Raw genomic sequence first — 20,645 nt, forward strand, 5'->3', positions numbered from 1 at the left:
AAGGACCCCTATGAAACTTCTGACCACCGCCGCGACCGCGCTTTGCCTGCCGCTGACCGCCGTTGCGCAGGAGGCGCCCTCGGAGGACGCCGTCCTCGCAACCTACGCCGACATCGCCCACGCGGCCTATTCCGACAGCCTCGTCACCGCGATGACACTGCAGGAGGCGGTGACTGCTCTGGTCGAGACGCCATCGGCCGAGACACTGCAGGCGGCGAAAGAGGCGTGGCTCGCGTCCCGCGTGCCCTACCAGCAGACCGAGGTCTTCCGCTTCGGCAACCCGATCGTCGATGATTGGGAAGGCAAGGTGAACGCCTGGCCGCTGGACGAAGGCCTGATCGACTACGTCGACGCCTCCTACGGCGGTCCGACGGACGAGAACGCCTTCGCGACGCTGAACGTCATCGCCAACCCGACGTTCGAACTGTCGGGCGAAGAGGTCGACGCCACCGAGATCTCGCCCACCCTGATCGAGAGCGTCCTGCAGGAGGCGGACGGGGTCGAGGCGAACGTCGCCTCCGGTTACCACGCAATCGAGTTCCTGCTCTGGGGGCAGGACCTGAACGGCCATGCTCCCGGTGCCGGCGCCCGGTCCTGGACCGACTTCGCCTCGGGCGAGGAATGCACCAACGACAATTGCGACCGCCGTGGCGCGTACCTCGTCGCCGCGACCGAGCTTCTGGTAGCCGACCTCGACTGGATGAAGGCCCAGTGGGCCGAGAGCGGCGAAGCCCGCCGCGCGCTTGGCGACGAAGGCATGGGGCTCGACGCGATCCTCACCGGCATGGGGTCGCTCTCTTACGGCGAACAGGCGGGCGAACGCATGCGCCTCGGCATCATGCTGAACGATCCCGAGGAAGAGCATGACTGCTTCTCCGACAACACGCACAACAGCCACTATTACGACGGGCTCGGCGTGCAGAACGTCTACCTCGGCGAATACCAGCGGGTCGACGGCTCCGTCGTCTCCGGCGCGTCGCTCTCCGACCTCGTCGCGGCGACCGATCCGGCGCTCGATACCGAGATGCAGGCCAAGCTTGCCCACACGATGCGTGAGCTGGGCCAGATCAAGCTCGCCGCCGAGGCCGGCTTCGCCTATGACCAGATGCTCGAGCGTGGCAATGCCGAGGGCGAGGCGCTAATCATGGGCGGCGTCGAGGCGCTGATCGACCAGACACGGACGATCGAGCGTGTCGTCGCGGCGCTCGGCACCGAGGGGATCGAGTTCGAGGGCTCCGACAGCCTCGACGACCCCGACGCCGTCTTTCAGTAAAGAGACCCGGCCGGGCGGGGGCGCTTCCGAGCTCTCTCGCCTGGCCTCAAATACCTCTCGGGGGTGAATGGGCCGAAGGCCCAGAGGGGGCAGACAGCCCCCTGATCCGCCCGACCGGAAGGGAGGGCTCCCAGGGCGCACCGCAGGTGCACCGCCGGAGAACGGGCCACAGCCCTTGTCCCGGTCACTGCGGCGGACCATCTGTCCGGGTCAGACACCCAGACGGACGAAAAGGCCCGAGATGGCGAAGACGAAACTGCCGAGCCCCTGCATCGATGTCTGCAAGTTCCGACGCGAAGGGCACTGCATCGGCTGCTCCATGACGAAGGGGCAGAAGAAGATGTTCAAATCGCTCAAGAAGCCGGAGTTCCAGGAGGAGTTCCTGCGGATGCTCGTCCACCAGCAGTCCGACATGGGCCGCTACACTCACTGGACACCGGCCTACCTGAAGAAGCTCAAGAAAAAGACCGGCAGGACGGTCCTGCCGGTCTGATCGTCACGTCGCTTGTGGCACGCTCAGACGAGGTGGGCGCGCAGCATCCAGGCGAATTTCTCGTGGGTCTGGCCGCGCGCGATGGCGAGGTCCTCGGTCAGCGTGTCGCCGTGATCGGCGGCGATCGCACCGGCGCCGCCAATGGTGGCCGCGAGCGTTTCCTGCGCTTCGAGCAGTGCCTTGATCATCACCTGCGCATCGAGGCCGTCGGACTCGGCATATTCGGACACCTTGGAGCGCTTCAGCATACCGGCGAGCGTCCCTTCGGCGTGGCCGCCAAGTGCGCGGATCCGTTCGGCGAGGTCGTCCTGCGCTATGAAGTGATCTTCGTAGATGGTCTGGAACAGCGCGTGCAGCGGGCCGAAGGCCATGCCGGTCACGTTCCAGTGGAAATTCTGGGCGAGCATCGTCGCGACGGCGGTTTCTGCAACGCTCTGGTTCAGGGCTTCGCAGATCGCGCTCTTGGCATCGGGGCCCAGGTCGACAGCAGTCTGTGTCATGACATCTATCCTCTGATCGTCGGCAAGGATGATTGTCAGGGGGGCCGCCGCCTTGCCGTCAGCCGGTCCCCATGTCGTCTGGGATTAGATTTAGAATAATTCTAAAACTTGTCAACGGCCCCCGCGGCAGAGCGCACAAGAAAGGCGATGTTGCGGCGGACATGAACCGGGACGCGCGAGCGGAGGAGGAATTCGAAGCTGTCGTCGTCCTCGGCCCGGATGGCGCGGAACAGGGCGACCAGCCATTGTTCATCGAAACTCGTCTCCTCGGTCCCCGGCCGGTGGAGGCGGGGCCGGTGCGGCAGCGCCTGCGCGAGGGTCCGCATCAGGACGCGTGCATGCGCCTCGGGGGCGCGTTCGCGGCTGATGGCAAGCGTGGCACAGGCCTCGAACAGGTCTGTGCGCGGCGCGGCCCGGCAGGCGAGGGCGGCGAGCCGCAGGTGTGCGAGGAACTCGCCCGACTCGCCGGCCGGCCGCTGAACGGGTGGCGGTGCGGTGTCGAAGCTGCGGAGAGCAATCGCCGTCATCAGTGCGCGCTTTCGTCTCAACGGAGACCCGAGGTTGGGGTCTTTATTCCTGACTTTATTTATAAGATAAGGGCGCCGAGCGCAATGCAGCAGGGACGCGGATGCGGCTGTTTCTTCCAACCATCACCGGGCTGATCGTCGCAGGTGCCGCCATCGCCGGTCCGTTCGATGAACCGCACCTCGACATCGTGCCCCGCACGGAGGCGGAGCAGGACCGCATTGATCAGGTCACGGCGCCGCCCACGGACTTCTCGCAACCGCAGTCTTTCGAAGTGAACAGCGCCGGTGCGACGACCGTGCGGGCGCGCGACAACGCCGATGCCTTCTCGCAGCCGTCGGCGAATATCGGCTTCGATGGCGAACTGGACTTCAAGGTCGGCAACGGGCTGTTCCGCAAGCTGTGGGTTTCCGCGCCGTCGTCGACACTGGCCTCCGACGGGCTCGGGCCGCTCTACAATGCGCGGTCGTGCCAGCGCTGCCACCTGAAGGACGGGCGCGGGCATCCGCCGGAGGGGCCGAGAGACAATGCGATTTCCATGTTCCTGAGGGTCTCGGTCGAGGGGCCGACGCCTGAGGACATGGCCGAGATCGAGGATTACCTCGGCACCGCGCCCGATCCGACCTATGGCACGCAGCTGCAGGACCACGCCCTCGCCGGGATCCCGGCAGAAGGGCAGATGCGGATCACTTACGAGGAGATCCCGGTCGAGCTGTCGGGCGGTGAGTCGGCCAGCCTGCGCGCGCCGACCTATGATGTGGTCGACCTCGGCTACGGGCCACTGGCGGAGGGGGCGATGCTCTCACCCAGGGTCGCGCCGCAGATGATCGGTCTTGGTCTGCTGGAAGCCATTCCGGCTGCCGACATCCTCGCCAATGTCGATCCCGAGGACGAGGACGGGGACGGCATTTCGGGCCGGGCCAACATCGTCTGGTCCGGCGAGTTCGGAATGCCGATGCTCGGCCGGTTCGGGCTGAAGGCCGGCATGGCGACCATCCGCGAACAATCGGCCGGCGCCTTCGCCGGAGACATCGGCATCTCCAACCCGCTGTTTCCCGATCCTTTCGGGGAGTGCTCCACGATCCAGGACGCCTGCCGCACAGCGCCCCATGGCGACGGCGATGACCGCGAGTTCGAGATCGATCAGACGGGGCTCGACCTCGTCACCTTCTATTCCCGCAACCTCGCCGTGCCCGCCCGGCGCGACGTCGACGACCGCGAGGTCCTTCGCGGCAAGGAGGTGTTCTTCCAGACCGGCTGTTCAGGCTGCCACCAGCCATCCTTCGTGACGCACCGCCTTGCCGGCGACCCGGTGCCGGCACAGAGCTTCCAGCTGATCTGGCCCTACACCGACATGCTGCTGCACGACATGGGCGAGGGGCTGGCGGACAACCGCCCCGAGGCCCGTGCGACGGGGCGCGAGTGGCGCACGCCTCCGCTCTGGGGCATCGGGCTGACCGAACAGGTGTCGGGCCACAGCTATTTCCTGCATGACGGTCGGGCGCGCTCCCTGCTCGAAGCGGTGCTCTGGCACGGTGGCGAAGCAGAAGCGCAACGTGACATGGTCGTCTCGATGACGCCCGAGGACCGCGCGGCCCTCATCCGATTCCTGGAGAGCCTATGATCCGTTCCCTCGCCCTGATCCTGTTCGCCACGCCCCTCGCCGCGGAAGTGCCGCTGCAACGTATCGTGGAGGACCATATTCTGCCCGGCTACGAGGCGCTCGCGACAGAGAGCGCTACGCTCGCCGACGTGGCAGAGGAGCATTGCGCCCCCGACGATGCCGTGCTGCGGGAGGCCTACAACGACGCCTTCGATGCCTGGATCGCCGTAAGCCACTTGCGCTTCGGTCCGTCCGAAGTCGGCGATCGGGCCTTCTCGCTCGCCTTCTGGCCCGACAGCCGGGGCGCGACCCCCTCCGCGCTGAACGGGCTGATTGCCGATGCCGATCCGGTGGTGGAGACGGAGGAGGGGTTCGCCGACGTTTCCGTCGCGGCGCGGGGCTTCTACGCGATGGAATTCCTGCTTTATGACGAAACGCTCTCGACCGCGGGCGACCCCGACTATCACTGCGCACTGGTCCAGGCCGTGGCGCGCGACATCGCCTCGGTCAGTGCGACCATCCGGCAGGACTGGACCGACGGCTACGGCACATTGATCGCGACGGCTGGAGAGAACGACACATACCGTTCCACCGAGGAAGCGGCGCAGGAGCTGTTCAAGGCGGTCAACTTCGGGCTGGAGTTCACGTCCGACACCCGGCTGGGCCGCCCGATGGGAACCTTCGACCGCCCCCGCCCGGCGCGGGCCGAGGCGTGGCGTTCGGGCCGGTCGCTACGACACGTCCGCATCTCGCTCGATGCAAATCGCGAACTTGCGCTGATGCTGGCAGCGGACGCGCCGGAAACGCAGGCGAACCTCGACGTCGCGCTGACCCGCGCGATCGAGAGGGCCGATGCGCTCGACGATCCGATCTTCGCCGGTGTCGAGGACCCGCAGGGCCGCTTCGCCATCGAGGCGCTGCAGACCGATATCCAGACCGCGCGGCGAGTGGTGTCGACCGAACTCGGCCCGGTGCTCGGCGTGGCGGCCGGGTTCAATTCGCTGGACGGGGACTGACATGACCACTCGGCGCGGATTTCTCGCCGGCCTCGCGGCCGCTGCCTCCTTTCCCCGGCCCACTTGGGCAGACGCGGGCAGCCCGGCCTACCTTGCCGCGGCGCAGGTGCCGGACGGCAGCTACCGCCTGTTCGGCCTGACGGCTGCGGGGGAGCGCCTGTTCGACCTGCCGCTGCCCGACCGGGGCCATGCCGCCGCTGCGCATCCGACCCGGCCGGAGGCAGTGGCCTTCGCTCGGCGTCCCGGCACCTTCGCGCTCGTGATCGACTGCGCCACAGGCACGGAAAAGGCGCGGCTCGAAAGCCCGGAGGGCCGGCACTTCTACGGCCACGGCGCCTTCTCTTCGGACGGTCACACGCTTTTCACGCCAGAGAACGACTACGAGGCGGGGCAGGGGGTGATCGGCGTGTGGGACACGCGCGCCGACTACACCCGCATTGATGAGTTCCCCTCGGGCGGGGTCGGCCCGCACGACGCGCGGCTGATGCCGGACCATGAGACGCTGGTCGTCGCCAACGGCGGCATCGACACCCATCCCGACAGCGGGCGCACCAAGCTGAACATTCCCCTGATGGAGCCGAACCTGACCTACGTGACGCTCGACGGTCGCATCTTGGAGCAGGTCGAACTGGACCGCGCGCTGCACAAGAATTCCATCCGCCACCTCGCCGTCTCACCGGACGGGCAGGTCGCCTTCGCGATGCAGTGGCAGGGCGATGTCGCCGACAATCCGCCGCTCGTCGGGTTGCACCGACGTGGCGAGGCGGCGCGGCTGCTGATCGCACCGGACGAGGCGCATCGCCGGATGGAAGGTTACGCCGGCAGCGTCGCGCTGTCGGGCGGCGTTGTCGCCATCACGTCGCCGCGCGGCGGACTGGCGCAGCGGTTCGATGCAGAGACGGGCGCATTTCTCGGCCAGCATGCGAGCGCGGATGTCTGCGGAGTCAGCGCCGCCGGGACCGGCTTCGCACTGACCACGGGCACTGGTCTGGTCGAAGGGATCGACGCCGACCGGACCGCATGGCAGGCGCGGCATGATTGCCGATGGGACAACCACCTCGTCGCGATCTGAACCGACCGACAGGCGAACAGGAAAAACCCCGGCCATCTTTCGATGACCGGGGTCTTTTAGTGTCAGCGACGGGTGCACCGTCGGCTCTCCGTCCTGTCAGGCGACCTTGAGGTCAGGCCGTTCCGACGAGTTTTCGGCGGAGAAGAACATGTCGTGGAGCGCCTTGATGGCGCGATCCATCTTCTCGCGTTCGACCACGAACTGGCAGTCGACCCGACGGGAGGTCTGCTGCGCGGCAATCACGTCGATGTCCTGCTCGTCCAGAGCGCGGAGACCGCGTGACAGCACGCGCAGACCCGTAAGATCGCGGCCGATGACCGAGACGAGCGAGAGCGCTCGCTCGGTCACCGTGGCCGAGGGGTAGAGGCCCTCGAGCTCTTCCACGACCCGCCTCACCTTGTCTCGCGTGGCGGAGACAAAGTGGGTGATAGTGTTCGCGTTCGACGACTTGGACACGATCCAGAGGTTGTGCTTGCTCAGCACCTCGAGGATGCGGGCGTCGTAGCCCTTCACCCCGACCATGTCCTGTTCGTACAATTCGATCGAGAAGATGTTCAGCCCGGTGACGATCTCGACACCCGGCGCGTCGGCCGGCTGGTCGTCGATCAGCGTGCCCGGATCTTCGGGTTCGAACGCGTTGGCGACGCGCAGCGGGACACCCGCCTGGCGCAGGGTCTTCGCCGCAGAGGGGTGGATCGCTTCCATCCCCATGTTCGACAGCTGGTCCGCCACGTCGTAATTCGTCCGGCCGAGCTTCACCACGTTCTCCGCGCCGACCGCCTTGGGATCGGCGGAGGACAGGTGGAACTCCTTGTGGATCACCGCTTCGGACGCTTGTGTGTGCGCCGCGATGCGGGAGAAGGTGACCTCGGAATAGCCGCGGTCGAATTCCTTCATGAGACCTTCGGAACACTGGGCGTAACCGGTGACGATCGGCAGCTCCTCGGAGAAGTCGATGTCGTCGAGGCCGGCCGCGATACGCTCTTCCAGCGTATGCTCCGCCTCGTCGCGCCAGCCGGTCAGGTCCACGAAGCGCGCGGCGACGCCGCGGCGCTGCAGCAGCAGCGAAGTGACGAAGGCGGAGTGCGCCTCGCCCAGCCCCGACAGGAGCTCGCGGATGACCATCAGTTGCGTCGACATCCGGAAGTGCCCGTACGAGCAGATCCTCTGGATGTCGAACAGGCAGGACCGCGCGCCCTCGATGCGTTCGCGGACGAAGTCGTCGGCGAGCTGCATGTCGGCCTTGTGCTCCAGCACGTCGGCATGGATGCGGCGCATCTCCTGGCTGACGGTGTTGAGCGCGTCGAGCCAGCCGTGATCGTCGTCGTCGTTGATGAAAAGGGCATAGACTCCTTGTTCACCCGACTTCTTGTGCTCGAGGAGGAGGTTCGTGATGCCACCGAAGGCGGAGACCACGAACACGCGGTTATAGATGTCGGCCTTGGCACGGTCCCCGATGAACATCGGGTCGAGCAGGTCGTGAACCTTGCTCATGGTCGTGCCACCGATCTTTTCGACGGAATGGTTCTTGGAACTCATGTGTGTCGTGACCGGGAGGATCTCCCTCCCGGATCCCTTAGCTGTCTTCGAGGGCGTAGGAGCCGTCTTCGCGGTGAACTTCCTTGCCGGTGACCGGCGGGTTGAAGCAGCAGGCCATGACCAGCTCTTCTTCCGCACGCAGCGTGTGCTTGTCGTGCTCGTTCAGCGCATACATGACGCCCGGCTTGATCTCGTGGGTCTCACCGGTGGCAAGGTCCGTGATCGAGCCCTTGCCCTGCATGCAATAGACGCTCTCGTAATGGTTCTTGTAGTGGAACGTATGTTCCGAACCGGGCTCGAGGAACGTGATGTGGAACGAGAAGCCCATCCCGTCATCAGCCAGCAGCATCCGCACGGAGGACCACTGGGCGTCGTTCACCACGCGGTCGCGTTCGTTCTTGATGATCTCGTTGAAGTCTCGGACGATCATGGGGTTACTCCGCTGCAATGCTGTTGTTGGACGTCACTTCGGACGCGGACTCGAGAAGGATCGACAGGCCCTTGCGGAACGTCTCGACCGGAGTCGTGAGCGGCGCGAGGATCTTGACCACTTCGTCGTTCGGACCGGAGGTCTCGACGATCAGGCCCTTCTCGAAAGCCTTGCCGCAGATTTCCGAGGCAAGCTCGCCGGTGCCGACGTCGACGCCGCGCATCATGCCACGGCCCTTGAGGTAGGCGCCCGGAACCATCGCCGCGAGCTTCTTCAGCTCACCTTCGAGGATCTCGGTCTTCTCGGCGATCTCACCCTTGAAGGTGTCGTCGCTCCAGAACTTCTCGATCGCGACCTTCGCGGTGACGAAGGCGTGGGTGTTGCCGCGGAACGTGCCGTTGTGCTCGGCCGGGCCGAAGATGTCGTGCTCGGGCTTGATGAGCATCAGCGCCATCGGCAGGCCGAAGCCGGAGGCCGATTTGGCCATCGTCACGATGTCGGGCTGCACGTCCCAGCCGTCGAAGCTGAAGAAGCTGCCGGTGCGGCCGCAGCCCGCCTGGATGTCGTCGATGATCAGCAGCGCGCCGTGTTCGTGCGCCAGTTTGCCGACCTTCTCGACCCATTCGCGGTTCGCGGCGTTCAGGCCGCCTTCGCCCTGGACGGTCTCGAGAATGATCGCGGCAGGCGCGTCGACGCCCGAGGACGCGTCATCGAGAACCTTGGCGATATAGTCCGTCGTGTCGACGCCTTCGCCCATGTAGCCATCGTAAGGCAGGCGGGAGACGCCGGACGGCGTCACGCCGGCGGCGCCACGGTGATAGCCGTTGCCGGTCGCGGCAAGCGCGCCGAGCGTTACGCCGTGGAAGCCGTTCGTGAAGGCGATGACGTTATGACGGCCGGTGACCTTGCGGGCCAGCTTCATCGCCGCCTCGACGGCGTTGGCGCCGGTCGGACCCATGAACATGACCTTGTGGTCCATGTCGCGCGGCTTGAGGATGTTCTCTTCGAACGCACCGAGGAAGGCGCCCTTCGCGTCGGTGTGCAGGTCGAGACCCATCGCAACGCCGTCGCGGCTGATGTGATCGATCAGCGCGGCTTTCATGTCGGGGTCGTTGTGGCCGTAGTTCAGCGAGGAACAGCCGGCGAGAAAGTCGATATAGGTGCGACCTTCCGCGTCGGTCATCTCGGTGCCGCTGGCCTTGGTGAATACGGTGTCGAAGCCGCGGCTGTAGCTGCGTGCTTCGGATTCGCGTCGGGTAAAGATAGCCTTATCAGACGAGTGTGTCGTCATGTCGTTTCCTTCGAATTTTGGGAGTGAACGGTGAGACCGTGGGGTCAGGCTGCCGCCTGACCCTGCCCGGCGCCGCGGCCGAGGTCGATCGTCACCATGTGTTCTGTATCGTGCTGACCGTTGAAGTGCTCCGACTTGATGAAGTGGGGCTCGTCAACGAGTTCGGTGCCGAACCGGCGGGCAAAGCGCCGGAAGAGCGACCAGGAGGGGTCATTGTCGCGCGTGATGGTCGTCTTGACCTGTTTCACGTCCTTGGAGACGTCACGCTCCACGATTGCGCGCAGCATCTTGGTGCCTAGGCCCTGACCACGTGCCTTCTCGGACACGGCGACCTGCCAGACGAAGAGCGTCTCCGGCTCGCTCGGCGGGATGTGTCCGGAAATCCAGCCAACAACGTCGCCATCCATCTCGGCGATGACGCAGGTTTCGCTGAAGTGGTCACATTGAACGAGGTTCATGTACATCGAGTTCTCGTCGAGCGGCTTACATTCCGCGACAAGTTCCCAGACGGCAGAACCGTCGTCTTTGGTCGGCGTCCTCAGGACAGCCGTCTTCTTAGTGGTGCGGGCACGTTCCAACGTATCAACCATGGAGCCTCTACCTCCTTAATTGCTTCGATAGACTAAGTAGTCCGAGCAGGGTGATACTTCAAGGGTCTAAGTAATTTTCTTCCCCGAGGTTGTTAAGCCCATGTAAATATGGTCTATGGATCTTCAATTCCTGATGGGGTGCTCTTAGGTGAGGCTAATGACAATGGCATCTGACATAGCATTGAGAGCGGATGGCAAACCTGCCAGTTTCACACGCGACCCCAAACGGCGGAGACGTATGGACAGGACTGACCAATCGCTGATCGCTCTGCGGCGCATCCTGCGCGCGACGGAGCAGTTCGGACGCGACCTCGCCACATCGGCGGGGCTTACGGCCGTGCAGTTCAGGGTTCTCCAGATCGTCGCGGAGAAGGGCAGTTGCACCGCAACCACCATCGCCGCGCAGATGCACGTGAGCCAGGCAACCGTCACGTCGCTCGTCGACAAGCTGGTGCGGCACGGGATGGTCGAGCGCGAACGGTCGAGCACCGACCGCCGGCAGATCAACATTACCGCGACGCCTGCGGGCCGTGCGGTTCTGTCGGACGCACCGGACGCGCTGCAACAGCGCTATGTCCGCAAGTTCGAGTCGCTGGAAGACTGGGAGCAGGCGCAGCTCGTCGCCACGCTGGAACGCGTCGCGGCGATGCTCGACGCGGCCGATCTGGACGCGGCCCCCGTGCTCGACGCCCGGGACATGCGCACGCACACTTAAGGTTTCGGCTTCAGAAGCGCCGGGATATGCGTCTCCGGCGCGTAGCCATCGAGCTGCGCGGTGAAGAAGCGCACCAGTTCGGATGACAGGTCGCTCGGCGCGCCTGAGCTTTCAAACATCGATTCGACGTAGCGGACGTCCTTGATCGCGTTGGCGAGGCTGAACTGCAGCCCGTCGTAGCTTCCCGCGACGACGCTCGGCATGATCATCATGAACGTGCCGGACCGGGATCCGCTGTTCGAGATCACCTCGACCATCTGGTCGCGGTCGATGCCGACCGCCTCGCAGCGGCGCATCGCCTCGATCGTGAGCGCCGCCTGTCCCTGCGTGATGAAGTTGTTGATAAGCTTCGCAGCGTGGCCCGCACCGGGCGGACCGAAGTGATGCACGGCCTTCGATGTGAGCCCGAGCAATGGCTTGACCTTTGAGAAGGCCTCCCCCGTTGCCCCGACCATCGAGACAAGATCGCCGTTCTCGGCATTGACCGGAATGCCGGTCACCGGGGCGTCGATGAAGGCGACGTCGCGGTCCGCAAGGGTGGCCGCGATGTCCCGCGTCGCCTTGGGCAGGGAGGTCGTTGTGTCCACCACCAGCGTGCCGGGCCGCAGGGCAGGGGAGAGATCGTCGACCACGGCCCGCACAACATCGGCGTTCGGAAGACAGAGAAAGACGGCGTCGGCGGTCGCGGCGGAGGTCCGTGCCTCGGCCGCGATCGAGACGCCGCCGTCGCGGAGCCGGCTCTCCGGCTCCCGGTTGCGGTGCAGGATCACCTCCACCTCGTGCTCACGCGCGAGGTTCAGCGCCATGCCGGTCCCCATGAGACCGGCGCCGATGAAGGTGATCCGCATCTCTTACCTCAGCAGTGCCTCGCCACTCTCCCGGGCGAACAGGTGCACGCGTTTGGGTTCGATGGCAACCGTGAGCTGTTGGCGCTCGATCCCCTCCATCCGGTCGGTGGACGAGACGGTGACCGGCGGATCGGTGTCGCTGACGACGTAGGACAGCGCGCCGGTCCGCTCGACCAGCGAGACGGGGATGGTCAGGCTGCTGCCGCTGCCACCGGGAAGCAGATGCTCGGGGCGCATGCCCACTTCGACCTTCTCGCCCGCCGGGCGGGTCCCTTCGAAGGCGATGATCGGATCGCCCGGCAGGGCCAGCTTCACCGACTTGCCGTCGGCCTCGATCGTGCCCTCGATGAAGTTCATCGCGGGCGAGCCGATGAAGCCCGCCACGAAGCGGTTCACCGGGCGGTCATACAGCTCGAGCGGCGCGCCCTGCTGTTCGATCACGCCGCCACGGAGGACGACGACGTGGTCGGCCATTGTCATGGCCTCGACCTGGTCGTGGGTGACGTAGACCGAGGTCGCGCCGAGCCGGTCGTGCAGTTTGCGCACTTCGGCCCGCATGTTCACCCGCAGCGCTGCGTCGAGGTTCGACAGCGGCTCGTCGAAGAGGAAGGCTTCGGGCTCGCGGATGACCGCGCGGCCCATCGCGACCCGCTGGCGCTGACCGCCCGACAGCTGCCGGGGCAGCCGGTCGAGCAGTTCTTCGAGGCCGGTGATCCGGGCGATCTCCTCGGCCTTCTTGCGTCGCTCCTTCTTGTTCACGCCCTTGATCCGCAGCGAGTACGCGAGGTTCTCGGCCACCGTCATGTGCGGGTAGAGCGCGTAGGACTGGAACACCATCGCGAGGTCCCGCTTGCGCGGCGGCATGTGACTGACGTCCTTGCCGGCGATGGCGATGTGCCCGTCGGAGATGCCCTCGAGCCCCGCGATCGTGCGCAGCAGCGTGGACTTGCCGCAGCCCGAAGGCCCGACGAGCGCCACGAACTGGCCCTTGGGAATGGTGAGGTCGATGGACTTCAGCGCGTGGAAGGCGCCGTAGTGTTTCTCCACCTTGTTGAGTTCGATCTGTGCGGTCATTTGAGCGCCCCCGAAGTGAGGCCGGCGACGATGCGGCGTTGAAGGATGACGAAGGTGGCGAGGATCGGCGTCACGTAGATCGCCGCGTAAGCCATGATGGAGTTCCAGTCGGTCGAGTTCGGACCGAGGAAGCCGGACAGGCCGACACTCGCGGGCTGCAGGGCAGGGGTCTGAATGATGGACTTGGAATAGATGTATTCCCCGAAGGCCTGCATGAAGGTCAGGATCGCGCAGACGAGCGTCCCGTTGCGGGCCAGCGGCAGCACTACGAAGAAGAACGCGCCCCAGCGGGAGTTGCCGTCCATCAGGGCGGCTTCCTCCAGCTCACGCGGGACCGTCATGAAGGTCGCCCGCACCAGCACCACGAAGAAGGGCATGGCCTTCGCCGCTGCGGCCAGGATCACCGCAAGGCGCGGGTAGTCCAGCAGCCCGACCACGTTGAAGCCGACGTAGAGCGGCGTCACCATGACCGAGGCCGGCAGAACCTGGAGCATCAGGATGAAGAACAACCCGAGGTCGATCCAGACGTTCCGGTAGCGCGACAGCACGTAGGCCGCGCCGGTCCCGAAGATCACCGTCAGGGTGGTGACCCCGAAGGCGATGACCAGCGAGTTCCACAGGTACGTGGACATCGTCCGCCGCTGCCAGACCTCCGGGAAGATCGACAGGTCCGTGTTGCGCGGGATGAAGGTCGGCGGGTTGGCGAAGATCTCCGAGCTGGATTTCAGCGAGGTGACGTACATCCAGTAGAGCGGGAACAGGTAGATCGCCGCCAGCGCCAGTGCCGCCACCAGCATGAGCCATTTGAGTGAAGGACTGGTCATCCGCGCACCTCGTGCCGGGTCGAGCGCACGTAGACGATCGAGGCGAAGAGGACGAGGACGAACATCATCACGGAGACGGTCGCGCCCTTGGCGAAGTCATAAAGCTGGAACGAGTATTGCCAGGACAGGTACTGCGCCACGTTGGACGAGTTCGCAGGGCCGCCCTCTGTCAGGGCCGGGAACAGGTCGAACTGCTGCAACGTCCCGATCAGGCCGAGCGCGAGGACCGCGCCGATCGTCGGGCGCATCATCGGCAGGGTGATCGTCCAGAACCGCTGGAAGGCATTCGCGCCGTCGAGTTCGGCTGCCTCGTAGAGGTCGCCGGGGATCGCGGCGAGGCCGACAGACAGCAGAAGCATGTTGAAGGCGAGGCCGAGCCAGATGTTGGCGATGATGACCGCCCACAGCGACAGCGCCGGGTCGGATTTCCAGAACAGGTTGGTGTCGATGACGCCGATGCCGCGCAGGATGACGTTGAGCACCCCGAAGTCACCGGCGAGGATCCAGCCCCAGATCGCGCCGACGACGAGGCCGGGCATCACCCACGAGACCAGGAACAGCCCCCGGATGGTCCCGGAGTAGGGGAATTTCTGCGCGAAGAAGATGGCGAGCGAGAAGCCGAGCACGAACTGCCCCGCCATCGAACCGACGACGAAGACCAGCGTGTTGATCATCACCGGCCAGAAGATCGGCTCTGCCAGCACCTCTCGGTAGTTCTCGAGGCCCACGAACGGCCGGAACAGCGAGCCCAGGGTGAACATGTCCACTTCCTGAAAACTCATCATTACGTTGTAGATCAGGGGCAGGCCGGCAAGCGCGATCAGGAAGAGCATCGAGGCCCCGATCAGCAGCATGTCGAATCCGACGCCGTCACGCAGGCTGCCAAGCATACGTCGCAACAGGTATCTCCTTCGGGCACGAGGGGAGGGTCCGACCCCCTGTCGCGCAGGGGGCCGGACGGTTGGTCGATTTACTCGACGATGTTGTCGATCGAGGCCTGGGCCTGCTCGAGAGCGGCGCGGGGCTCCATCTGGCCGGTCAGCGCGGACTGCATGCCGTCGTAGATCGCTTTCGAGATCTGCTGCCAGTCAGGGTGCGGACCACGCGGCTGCGCGTACTGCAGCTGCTCCTGGAACACGGCGAGCGCCTCGTCCTTCAGCGCGATGCCGCTCTCCGGCAGCTCGATGTCGGAGCGGGCCGGGATGTTGCCGAACTCGGGGAACATCCGGTCGTCCTGGCTGGCGTAGTACTCCAGGACCTGGAACGCCTCTTCGGGGTGCTCGGTCGTCGACATGATGCCGAGGTTGAAGCCACCGAGGGCCGACGAACGCTCGTCACCTTCCTCGAAGACCGGAAGCAGGGTCACGCCCCAGTCGAACTCGGCGTCCTCGACCATGCGGTCGATTTCCCACGGGCCCGAGATCGCCATCGCGGCGTTGCCGGAGTTGAACGTACCGGTGGAGTCCCACTGGCCGAGCGACAGGACGTCCTGCGATGCCCAGCCGTTGTCGATCATCCGCTTCATCATCTCGAGCGCTTCGACGGCGCCGTCGGTGACCACGTCCTCGTAGGACCCGCCCGACATCTGGATCAGCGGCAGGAACTGGAACGTGCCTTCTTCACCGGCGCGGGCCGAGAAGGTGGCGCCGTAGACGTTGTTCTCCGGGTCGGTCAGCCGCTCGGCGTAGTCTTCGAACTGCGCCCAGGTCTGCGGCGGTTCCTCGATGCCGGCGGCCTCGAACATGTCCTTGTTGTAGAACACGCCGATGGTGTCGGTGTATTTCGGGATGCCGTAGATCTTGCCGTCCCACATGACCGAGTTCATCGGCCCTTCGTAGTAGTTCTCGGCGTTGATGATGTCGGAGTTCTCGACCATCTCGGTGATGTCGAGCATCGCCCCGCGCGAACTGAACAGCGCGAAGTCGGGGTTGTCGAAGCTGACGATGTCGGGCGCGTTGCCGGTGGCGTAGGCGCGCAGCGTCTCGTTCACTAGTTCGTCGAACGCGACGATCCGGTAGTCGATCTGGATGTCGTCGTGCTGCTCGTTGAACTCGGCCGAGAACGTGTCCGAGATGCCGGGACGGTCATCGCCGTCGATCGACCAGACGGTCAGCGTGACCGGGTCCTGGGCAAACGCCGCCGTGCCGGCCAGCCCGAGGGCGAGCGCGACCGTGGACGTCAGGGTCTTGTTTGTCATGTCTTTCCTCCCAAATGCGGCGATTGCCGCGGTACGCACCTTCGGGGTCCTCTTTGCCCCTCCGGCGATTAATGGCGATCCGTTCGGCCACGTTGCCGCGGCCCGGCCGGATCATGCCGTCATTCTGTCCGGCCCTGCGCCTCCGCAGGACTCCCGCACGACGAGCGAACAGGGCAGGTGGCGGATGCCCGGTGCCACGTCCTCGCCGCTCGACAGGGCGAGGATCAGGCGTCCGGCCTGTCGTCCCAGCTCTGCCAGATTCATGTCGACCGAGGTCATCGGCGGGCGCGTCGCCCTCACCACCACGCCCCAGTTGTCGAAACCGATCACGCCGACCGCGCCGGGCACGTCGACGCCCCGTTCACGCAGCGCGTCGATGATGCCGCGGGCGATCTGGTCGTTGCCGCAGAAAATACCGTCGGGCCCGTTGCCGCCGTCCCAGAGCCGCGCCGCGGCCTCGTGGCCCCACGCCTCGCTCCAGTCGCCGAACAGCACCGGCGCGTCGGGGCCGGCGATCTCGCGGAAGGCAGCGGCGCGCACCTCGGCGGCGGCGAAGCCCTCCGGACCGGTCACGTGCGCCAGCCGACGCCGGCCGCTCCGGCGGAGCCACTCGGTCGCCTCGCGTGCGCCCTGCGCATCGTCAGGCATCAGGGTCACCGCGTCGTCCGGCCCCTTGGAGAAGGCGTAGACGACGGGGATCGGAAGCTCGGCCAGTTCCGCAGGCAGTTGCCGGTCGCCGCGCTTGCCGGTGGCGATGATCCCGTCGACCTGCTTGTCGAGCATCGCGTCGAGATGGATGCGGCCGAGCTCCGGGTCGTTCTCCACACCGCACATGAAGACCGAGACGCCCTTGCTGACGAGCGCCTCCGAAACACCGGACATGACCGGCATCGAGAAGCGCCCGTAGCTGTCGTTTGTGAGCAGCCCGACCGTGAAACTGCGCTGTGCGATCAGCGCGCGGGCATGGGTGTTGGGGCGGAAGCCGAGCTCGGACGCGGCATGCTGCACGCGCTGCCGTGTTTCGGTCGTCATCCGTCCCGTCCCGTTCAAAGCCTTGGAGGCCGTCGCGAGGCTGACGCCCGCCCTCTGGGCGACGTCGGAAAGACGCGTGCGCTCGGCTGCAACAGTCATGACGTCCTCCTCCCAAAGGTCCGCTCTGATGAATCGGAAACCGTTTTCCTTTGATGGAAAAAGGTTTTCCCAACTCTCGTCAAGCGTTGCCTTCCCTCGCTCTCGGAAAATTTCCCTGCCGGCCCTTCCGGGTCAGGTCAGGGACGGATCCCCGCCTTCGTATTGCGCCGTGATGTCGACGAAATCGCCGCCCCGGCACTCCTTCAGGTAGTTGAGCGCGCGCACCTGCCCGGTCATCTCGAGCGCATCGCGGTAGACCGGATCGTGCCAGCCTTCGATGTCGATCGAGCCCTTGTATCCGGCGAGTCGCAGCTCGCTGATGACGTCGACCCAGTTGCTGTCGCCGAAGCCCGGCGTGCGCATCCAGACGAAGTCCTCCTTGCCGAAGATCCCGTGCTCGCGGATCACTTCCCAGCGGATCGTCGCGTCCTTGCCGTGGACGTGGAAGATCTTGTCGGCCCACTTGCGGATCTGCGGCAGCGGGTCGATGAGGTAGACCATCTGGTGGCAGGGTTCCCACTCGAGCCCGATGTTGTCGTCGGGCGTCTCGTTGAACATCATCTCCCACGCGTCGGGATTGTGGGCGATGTTCCAGTCGCCGGTCTGCCAGTTGCCGTCCATCGCGCAGTTCTCGAAGGCGATTTTCACGCCCTTGTCAGCGGCGCGCTTGGCGAGCTCGCTCCAGACTTCCTTGTAGCGCGGCAGGCTCTCGGGCAGGGGCTTGCCCCGCAGGCGGCCGGTGAAGCCGGCGACGCAGGTCGCGCCGAAGTGGTGGGCGTTGTCGATGCAGTCCTTCCAGCCCTGCAGCGTCTCCTTGTCGATGTCCGTACCCTCGAGCGGGTTGCCGAACATGCCAAGCGTGTTGATCTCGATGTCGCGGTCGCCGATGGCGTCCTTGCAGCGCTTGCCGAGCTCGGCGAGGTCCTGGCCGTTGGTGGTCTGCCAGAAGAAGGGCTCGAAGCTCTCGAAGCCGAGGTGGCCGATCTGTTTGATCCGGTCGGCGGCTTCGCCCCCGCTGGCCGAGATCATGGTTCCGATGCGGATGTCTTTTGCGGCGTCGTTCACGTGTCCGGTATCCTTCAGATGTCGAGTTTCACCCGCGCCCCGGTCTCCGCGCTGTCGATCGCGGCGAAAACCATGGCGAGGCTCTTGATGTTGTCGGTGTTGGCGGTCAGCGCGGTGCGGCCTGTCTCCACGGCTTCGACGAAGTCGAGAATGACGCCGGCATGCGCTTCGGCCGGTAGCGTTTTCGGGTCGGGCAGGGCGACGGGTTCGACTGCGGGCATGAAGTCCGTCGCGCTGGTGGTGACGTTGGCGCTCAGGCCGTCGGTCGAACCGTCCCAGAGCGCGGTGCCCTTGGTGCCGATCGCCCGCCAGGAGCTTTCCCAGCTGGTGTTCGCGCCCTCGGCGACCCACGAGCCACGGTAGGTGAAGACCGAGCCGTCGGCGTTGTCGAACAGGGCGTTGGCGGCGGCACCGTGCTTGTACCACGACCCTTCCGGGTTGGTTTCCTGGCAGTAGACGCCGACCGGTTCGGAGGGCATCAGGAAGCGCGCGGCGTCGAACGTGTGGATCGCCATGTCGAGCAGCAGGACATGGTCCATCTCTTCGCGGAAGCCGCCGAAATGCGCGCCGATGTAGAAATCGGCGTGGAGCGCCGTCAGCTCGCCGATGGCGCCACTTTCGATGACGTCCTTCAGCCGTCTGATACCGGGCAGGTGCCTGCGGTTCTGGATGATGACATGCATCTTCCCCGCGTCCTGCGCGATCTGCAGAAGCTCCTTCGCCTCGGGCAGGGTGTTGGCCATCGGCTTTTCCGACAGCACGTGACAGCCGGCGTTGAGCGCCTGCGCGGCGACCTTGCGGCGCGCGCCGGGAATGACGAGGTCGAACACCGCGTCGGGCTTCGCCTCGGCGATCACCGCCTCGAGGTCGGATCCCGTCACGGCGGACGTGTATCCGTATTCGGACGCCTGTCGCTTCGCGGCGGTCTCGTCGAGATCGACGAAGCCCACCATATCTACCCGTTCGTTCAGCGCCGGTGTCTCGCGGATGGCCTTGAGCCAACCGTTCGACATGGCGCCGCAGCCGACCATGACTGCACGCATGTTCTGAAACTCCTCCCTTGGTGCCGTTGCCGGTCACCTGTCGCCGACCGTCGTGGGCCGTAAACGTTTCCGACCCTAGTGAGACGAGTCGGAATGTGTCAAACAGATTTTGGAAACGTTTACGGAGCGGCGCCGATGGCAGGGATCAGACAGCTGGCCGAGAGGCTCGACATCTCCATCGGGACCGTCTCGCGGGCCTTGAACAACAAGCCCGACGTCAAGAAAGAGACGCGGGAACGCGTGCTCAAGATGGCCCTGGAAATGGGCTATCGGCCCAACCAGATGGGCCGTGCCCTGCGCCGCGGATCGACCAACACGATCGGATTCGTGATGGAGATCGGCAATCCGAGCGCGCTTGGCGGCGACAACTTCTTCATGGGGCTTCTCGATTCGGTGCAGGAGGTTCTGGCGAAGTCGGGATTCGACCTCGTCCTGCTACCCTGCCGAAGCGCGGACGACCCGATCGAGTTCCTGCAGCGTCAGATCGCGCGCGGCGTTGCCGATGCGCTCGTCATCTCGGCCACACGACGCCACGATCCCCGCATCGAACTGCTGCTGAAGACCGGCACGCCGTTCCTGGCCCTCGGGCGAAGCGAGACCAAGGGCGACTATCCCTGGATCGACCTCGACTTCGAGGGCGTGGCTGGCCAGTCCGTCCGCCGGCTTGCCGCGATGGGACACAACCGTATCGCGATCGCGATGCCGCGCCGGTCGGTGAACCTCGCCCACCTGTTTCTGCAGGGATACCGTTCTGCGGTCGCCGATCTCGGTCTCGATCCCGACCCCGACCTGGTCCAGCGGGTCAGTTCGTCGGAGAACGGTGGCATGGCGCTCGCCAACCGGCTCATGTCACTCGACATACCGCCAACGGCGGTGATCCTCGCTCACGAACTGATGGCGAGCGGCCTCTACGACGGGCTGCAGCAGGGGGGGCTGAGGCCCGGTCACGATATGTCGATCATCGGTTTCCGGCAAAACCCGCAGTTGCGTTACCTGAGGCCATCGCTCGCCTGTCACGCACTTTCGCTGCAGGCACTCGGTCAGGCCGTCGGCAGGCGTGTTCTGGCCCTTGTCGACCCGCCTGAAAGCGATCCTCCGTCCCCGCTTGTGTGGGAGATGGACTACATCGAGGGCGACTCGGTTCGCCCCCTGATTCCAGTCGCTTAGCCGAATCATCGGGTGACGTAGGGGCCGAAATCCGAGTCTACTCGCCGGTCCGTGACGACCCCGTGACGCGCGCTGCCTATTTTTGCTGCAGTCGCGAAATTAACGACGCCTTCGGCGGCATCGCGCCGCTATCGTGCCTAGCATTTGTGCAAGAATCCGCCAAATAGTCCGACTCGTTCGGAACCTGCCTCGTCAGATGCAACCGATACGAAACAATTGCAGTTGTCAGCTCGATGACCCTGACGCACG

The 20,645-nt window shown here is 65.3% G+C and carries 21 protein-coding genes; 7 read left to right on the forward strand and 14 right to left on the reverse strand.

Annotated elements, in window-relative coordinates; all coding sequences use genetic code 11:
* Positions 1–10: 10 nt before the first annotated feature.
* Together I8N54_RS04285 and I8N54_RS04290 are read left to right on the forward strand one after the other, a co-directional pair.
* On the forward strand, positions 11–1,273 hold the full coding sequence (locus I8N54_RS04285) for an imelysin family protein (protein ID WP_140193752.1): 1,263 nt from the start codon (positions 11–13) through the stop codon (positions 1,271–1,273).
* Between the two features lie 241 nt (positions 1,274–1,514).
* Positions 1,515–1,766, forward strand: a complete 252-nt coding sequence (locus I8N54_RS04290) for a DUF1289 domain-containing protein (RefSeq protein ID WP_140193751.1) — start codon at positions 1,515–1,517, stop codon at positions 1,764–1,766.
* Between the two features lie 23 nt (positions 1,767–1,789).
* Here I8N54_RS04290 and I8N54_RS04295 read toward each other — a convergent pair whose 3' ends face one another.
* Both I8N54_RS04295 and I8N54_RS04300 read right to left on the reverse strand, forming a co-directional pair.
* On the reverse strand, positions 1,790–2,266 hold the full coding sequence (locus I8N54_RS04295) for a Dps family protein (protein ID WP_140193750.1): 477 nt from the start codon (positions 2,264–2,266) through the stop codon (positions 1,790–1,792).
* Positions 2,267–2,367: 101 nt separating this feature from the next.
* On the reverse strand, positions 2,368–2,793 hold the full coding sequence (locus I8N54_RS04300; protein ID WP_140193749.1) for a hypothetical protein: 426 nt from the start codon (positions 2,791–2,793) through the stop codon (positions 2,368–2,370).
* Between the two features lie 101 nt (positions 2,794–2,894).
* On the opposite strand from I8N54_RS04300, the gene I8N54_RS04305 reads away from it, so the two are divergent.
* From I8N54_RS04305 to I8N54_RS04315, 3 genes are read left to right on the forward strand one after another with little or no spacing between them, the layout of a single operon-like run.
* Complete coding sequence (locus I8N54_RS04305; RefSeq protein WP_140193748.1) at positions 2,895–4,415, forward strand: di-heme oxidoreductase family protein; 1,521 nt, start codon at positions 2,895–2,897, stop codon at positions 4,413–4,415.
* On the forward strand, positions 4,412–5,410 hold the full coding sequence (locus tag I8N54_RS04310) for an imelysin family protein (RefSeq protein WP_140193747.1): 999 nt from the start codon (positions 4,412–4,414) through the stop codon (positions 5,408–5,410). Before I8N54_RS04305 ends, I8N54_RS04310 begins: the two co-directional genes overlap by 4 nt.
* A gap of 1 nt (position 5,411) precedes the next feature.
* A complete protein-coding gene (locus I8N54_RS04315; protein ID WP_140193746.1) occupies positions 5,412–6,482 on the forward strand; it encodes a DUF1513 domain-containing protein in 1,071 nt (356 codons plus the stop codon).
* Between the two features lie 96 nt (positions 6,483–6,578).
* On the opposite strand, the gene I8N54_RS04320 is transcribed toward I8N54_RS04315, so the two are convergent.
* Genes I8N54_RS04320 through ectA form a run of 4 tightly spaced genes read right to left on the reverse strand, consistent with a single transcriptional unit; the run spans position 6,579 to position 10,332 of the window.
* Positions 6,579–8,021, reverse strand: coding sequence for an aspartate kinase (locus I8N54_RS04320; protein WP_140193745.1), 1,443 nt, complete (start codon positions 8,019–8,021; stop codon positions 6,579–6,581).
* A 37-nt stretch (positions 8,022–8,058) separates the two neighbouring features.
* Positions 8,059–8,451, reverse strand: a complete 393-nt coding sequence (locus I8N54_RS04325) for an ectoine synthase (RefSeq protein ID WP_140193744.1) — start codon at positions 8,449–8,451, stop codon at positions 8,059–8,061.
* A gap of 4 nt (positions 8,452–8,455) precedes the next feature.
* Positions 8,456–9,742, reverse strand: coding sequence for a diaminobutyrate--2-oxoglutarate transaminase (gene ectB, locus I8N54_RS04330; protein ID WP_140193743.1), 1,287 nt, complete (start codon positions 9,740–9,742; stop codon positions 8,456–8,458).
* Between the two features lie 44 nt (positions 9,743–9,786).
* The gene (ectA, locus tag I8N54_RS04335) at positions 9,787–10,332 is read right to left on the reverse strand and encodes a diaminobutyrate acetyltransferase (protein WP_140193742.1); all 546 of its coding nucleotides are present in this window, start codon (positions 10,330–10,332) and stop codon (positions 9,787–9,789) included.
* 238 nt (positions 10,333–10,570) lie between these two features.
* Between ectA and I8N54_RS04340 the strand changes: the two genes are divergently transcribed.
* Positions 10,571–11,047: a MarR family winged helix-turn-helix transcriptional regulator gene (locus I8N54_RS04340; protein WP_140193741.1), complete on the forward strand. Its 477-nt coding sequence runs from the start codon at positions 10,571–10,573 to the stop codon at positions 11,045–11,047.
* Here the strand turns inward: I8N54_RS04340 and I8N54_RS04345 are convergent.
* The 8 genes from I8N54_RS04345 to I8N54_RS04380 all read right to left on the reverse strand — a co-directional run bounded on the left by I8N54_RS04345 (position 11,044) and on the right by I8N54_RS04380 (position 19,229).
* A complete protein-coding gene (locus tag I8N54_RS04345) occupies positions 11,044–11,895 on the reverse strand; it encodes an NAD(P)-dependent oxidoreductase (RefSeq protein ID WP_140193740.1) in 852 nt (283 codons plus the stop codon). The genes I8N54_RS04340 and I8N54_RS04345 overlap by 4 nt on opposite strands.
* A 3-nt stretch (positions 11,896–11,898) precedes the next feature.
* Entirely contained in the window at positions 11,899–12,969 is a 1,071-nt protein-coding gene (locus I8N54_RS04350) for an ABC transporter ATP-binding protein (RefSeq protein WP_140193739.1), read from the reverse strand.
* Positions 12,966–13,793 carry a carbohydrate ABC transporter permease gene (locus tag I8N54_RS04355; protein ID WP_140193738.1) on the reverse strand — a complete coding sequence of 276 codons (828 nt, stop codon included), beginning with the start codon at positions 13,791–13,793 and terminating at the stop codon, positions 12,966–12,968. Before I8N54_RS04355 ends, I8N54_RS04350 begins: the two co-directional genes overlap by 4 nt.
* Positions 13,790–14,683 (reverse strand): carbohydrate ABC transporter permease, encoded by an 894-nt coding sequence (locus tag I8N54_RS04360; protein ID WP_231592650.1) that lies wholly within the window; start codon positions 14,681–14,683, stop codon positions 13,790–13,792. Before I8N54_RS04360 ends, I8N54_RS04355 begins: the two co-directional genes overlap by 4 nt.
* 80 nt (positions 14,684–14,763) lie before the next feature.
* Positions 14,764–15,990, reverse strand: a complete 1,227-nt coding sequence (locus tag I8N54_RS04365) for an ABC transporter substrate-binding protein (protein WP_140193736.1) — start codon at positions 15,988–15,990, stop codon at positions 14,764–14,766.
* Positions 15,991–16,101: 111 nt separating this feature from the next.
* Positions 16,102–17,121 (reverse strand): LacI family DNA-binding transcriptional regulator, encoded by a 1,020-nt coding sequence (locus tag I8N54_RS04370; RefSeq protein WP_140193735.1) that lies wholly within the window; start codon positions 17,119–17,121, stop codon positions 16,102–16,104.
* A 132-nt stretch (positions 17,122–17,253) separates the two neighbouring features.
* A complete protein-coding gene (locus I8N54_RS04375; protein WP_140193734.1) occupies positions 17,254–18,186 on the reverse strand; it encodes a sugar phosphate isomerase/epimerase family protein in 933 nt (310 codons plus the stop codon).
* Between the two features lie 14 nt (positions 18,187–18,200).
* Positions 18,201–19,229, reverse strand: coding sequence for a Gfo/Idh/MocA family protein (locus I8N54_RS04380; RefSeq protein ID WP_140193733.1), 1,029 nt, complete (start codon positions 19,227–19,229; stop codon positions 18,201–18,203).
* 135 nt (positions 19,230–19,364) lie between these two features.
* Between I8N54_RS04380 and I8N54_RS04385 the strand changes: the two genes are divergently transcribed.
* Positions 19,365–20,396, forward strand: coding sequence for a substrate-binding domain-containing protein (locus tag I8N54_RS04385; RefSeq protein ID WP_140193732.1), 1,032 nt, complete (start codon positions 19,365–19,367; stop codon positions 20,394–20,396).
* The last annotated feature ends 249 nt before the right edge of the window (positions 20,397–20,645 follow it).

This window comes from Pelagovum pacificum, from assembly GCF_016134045.1.
GTDB classification, from domain to species: domain Bacteria; phylum Pseudomonadota; class Alphaproteobacteria; order Rhodobacterales; family Rhodobacteraceae; genus Oceanicola; species Oceanicola pacificus_A.

Coding starts and splice junctions, on each gene's coding strand:
- I8N54_RS04345 (WP_140193740.1), bottom strand. CDS start 11,895: ATGCGGATCACCTTCATCGGCGCCGGTCTCATGGGGACCGGCATGGCG.
- I8N54_RS04340 (WP_140193741.1), top strand. CDS start 10,571: ATGGACAGGACTGACCAATCGCTGATCGCTCTGCGGCGCATCCTGCGC.
- I8N54_RS04350 (WP_140193739.1), bottom strand. CDS start 12,969: ATGACCGCACAGATCGAACTCAACAAGGTGGAGAAACACTACGGCGCC.
- I8N54_RS04285 (WP_140193752.1), top strand. CDS start 11: ATGAAACTTCTGACCACCGCCGCGACCGCGCTTTGCCTGCCGCTGACC.
- I8N54_RS04295 (WP_140193750.1), bottom strand. CDS start 2,266: ATGACACAGACTGCTGTCGACCTGGGCCCCGATGCCAAGAGCGCGATC.
- I8N54_RS04355 (WP_140193738.1), bottom strand. CDS start 13,793: ATGACCAGTCCTTCACTCAAATGGCTCATGCTGGTGGCGGCACTGGCG.
- I8N54_RS04315 (WP_140193746.1), top strand. CDS start 5,412: ATGACCACTCGGCGCGGATTTCTCGCCGGCCTCGCGGCCGCTGCCTCC.
- I8N54_RS04365 (WP_140193736.1), bottom strand. CDS start 15,990: ATGACAAACAAGACCCTGACGTCCACGGTCGCGCTCGCCCTCGGGCTG.
- I8N54_RS04325 (WP_140193744.1), bottom strand. CDS start 8,451: ATGATCGTCCGAGACTTCAACGAGATCATCAAGAACGAACGCGACCGC.
- I8N54_RS04320 (WP_140193745.1), bottom strand. CDS start 8,021: ATGAGTTCCAAGAACCATTCCGTCGAAAAGATCGGTGGCACGACCATG.
- I8N54_RS04385 (WP_140193732.1), top strand. CDS start 19,365: ATGGCAGGGATCAGACAGCTGGCCGAGAGGCTCGACATCTCCATCGGG.
- I8N54_RS04310 (WP_140193747.1), top strand. CDS start 4,412: ATGATCCGTTCCCTCGCCCTGATCCTGTTCGCCACGCCCCTCGCCGCG.
- I8N54_RS04290 (WP_140193751.1), top strand. CDS start 1,515: ATGGCGAAGACGAAACTGCCGAGCCCCTGCATCGATGTCTGCAAGTTC.
- I8N54_RS04380 (WP_140193733.1), bottom strand. CDS start 19,229: ATGCGTGCAGTCATGGTCGGCTGCGGCGCCATGTCGAACGGTTGGCTC.
- I8N54_RS04305 (WP_140193748.1), top strand. CDS start 2,895: ATGCGGCTGTTTCTTCCAACCATCACCGGGCTGATCGTCGCAGGTGCC.
- ectA (WP_140193742.1), bottom strand. CDS start 10,332: ATGGTTGATACGTTGGAACGTGCCCGCACCACTAAGAAGACGGCTGTC.
- I8N54_RS04370 (WP_140193735.1), bottom strand. CDS start 17,121: ATGACTGTTGCAGCCGAGCGCACGCGTCTTTCCGACGTCGCCCAGAGG.
- I8N54_RS04360 (WP_231592650.1), bottom strand. CDS start 14,683: ATGCTTGGCAGCCTGCGTGACGGCGTCGGATTCGACATGCTGCTGATC.
- I8N54_RS04300 (WP_140193749.1), bottom strand. CDS start 2,793: ATGACGGCGATTGCTCTCCGCAGCTTCGACACCGCACCGCCACCCGTT.
- ectB (WP_140193743.1), bottom strand. CDS start 9,742: ATGACGACACACTCGTCTGATAAGGCTATCTTTACCCGACGCGAATCC.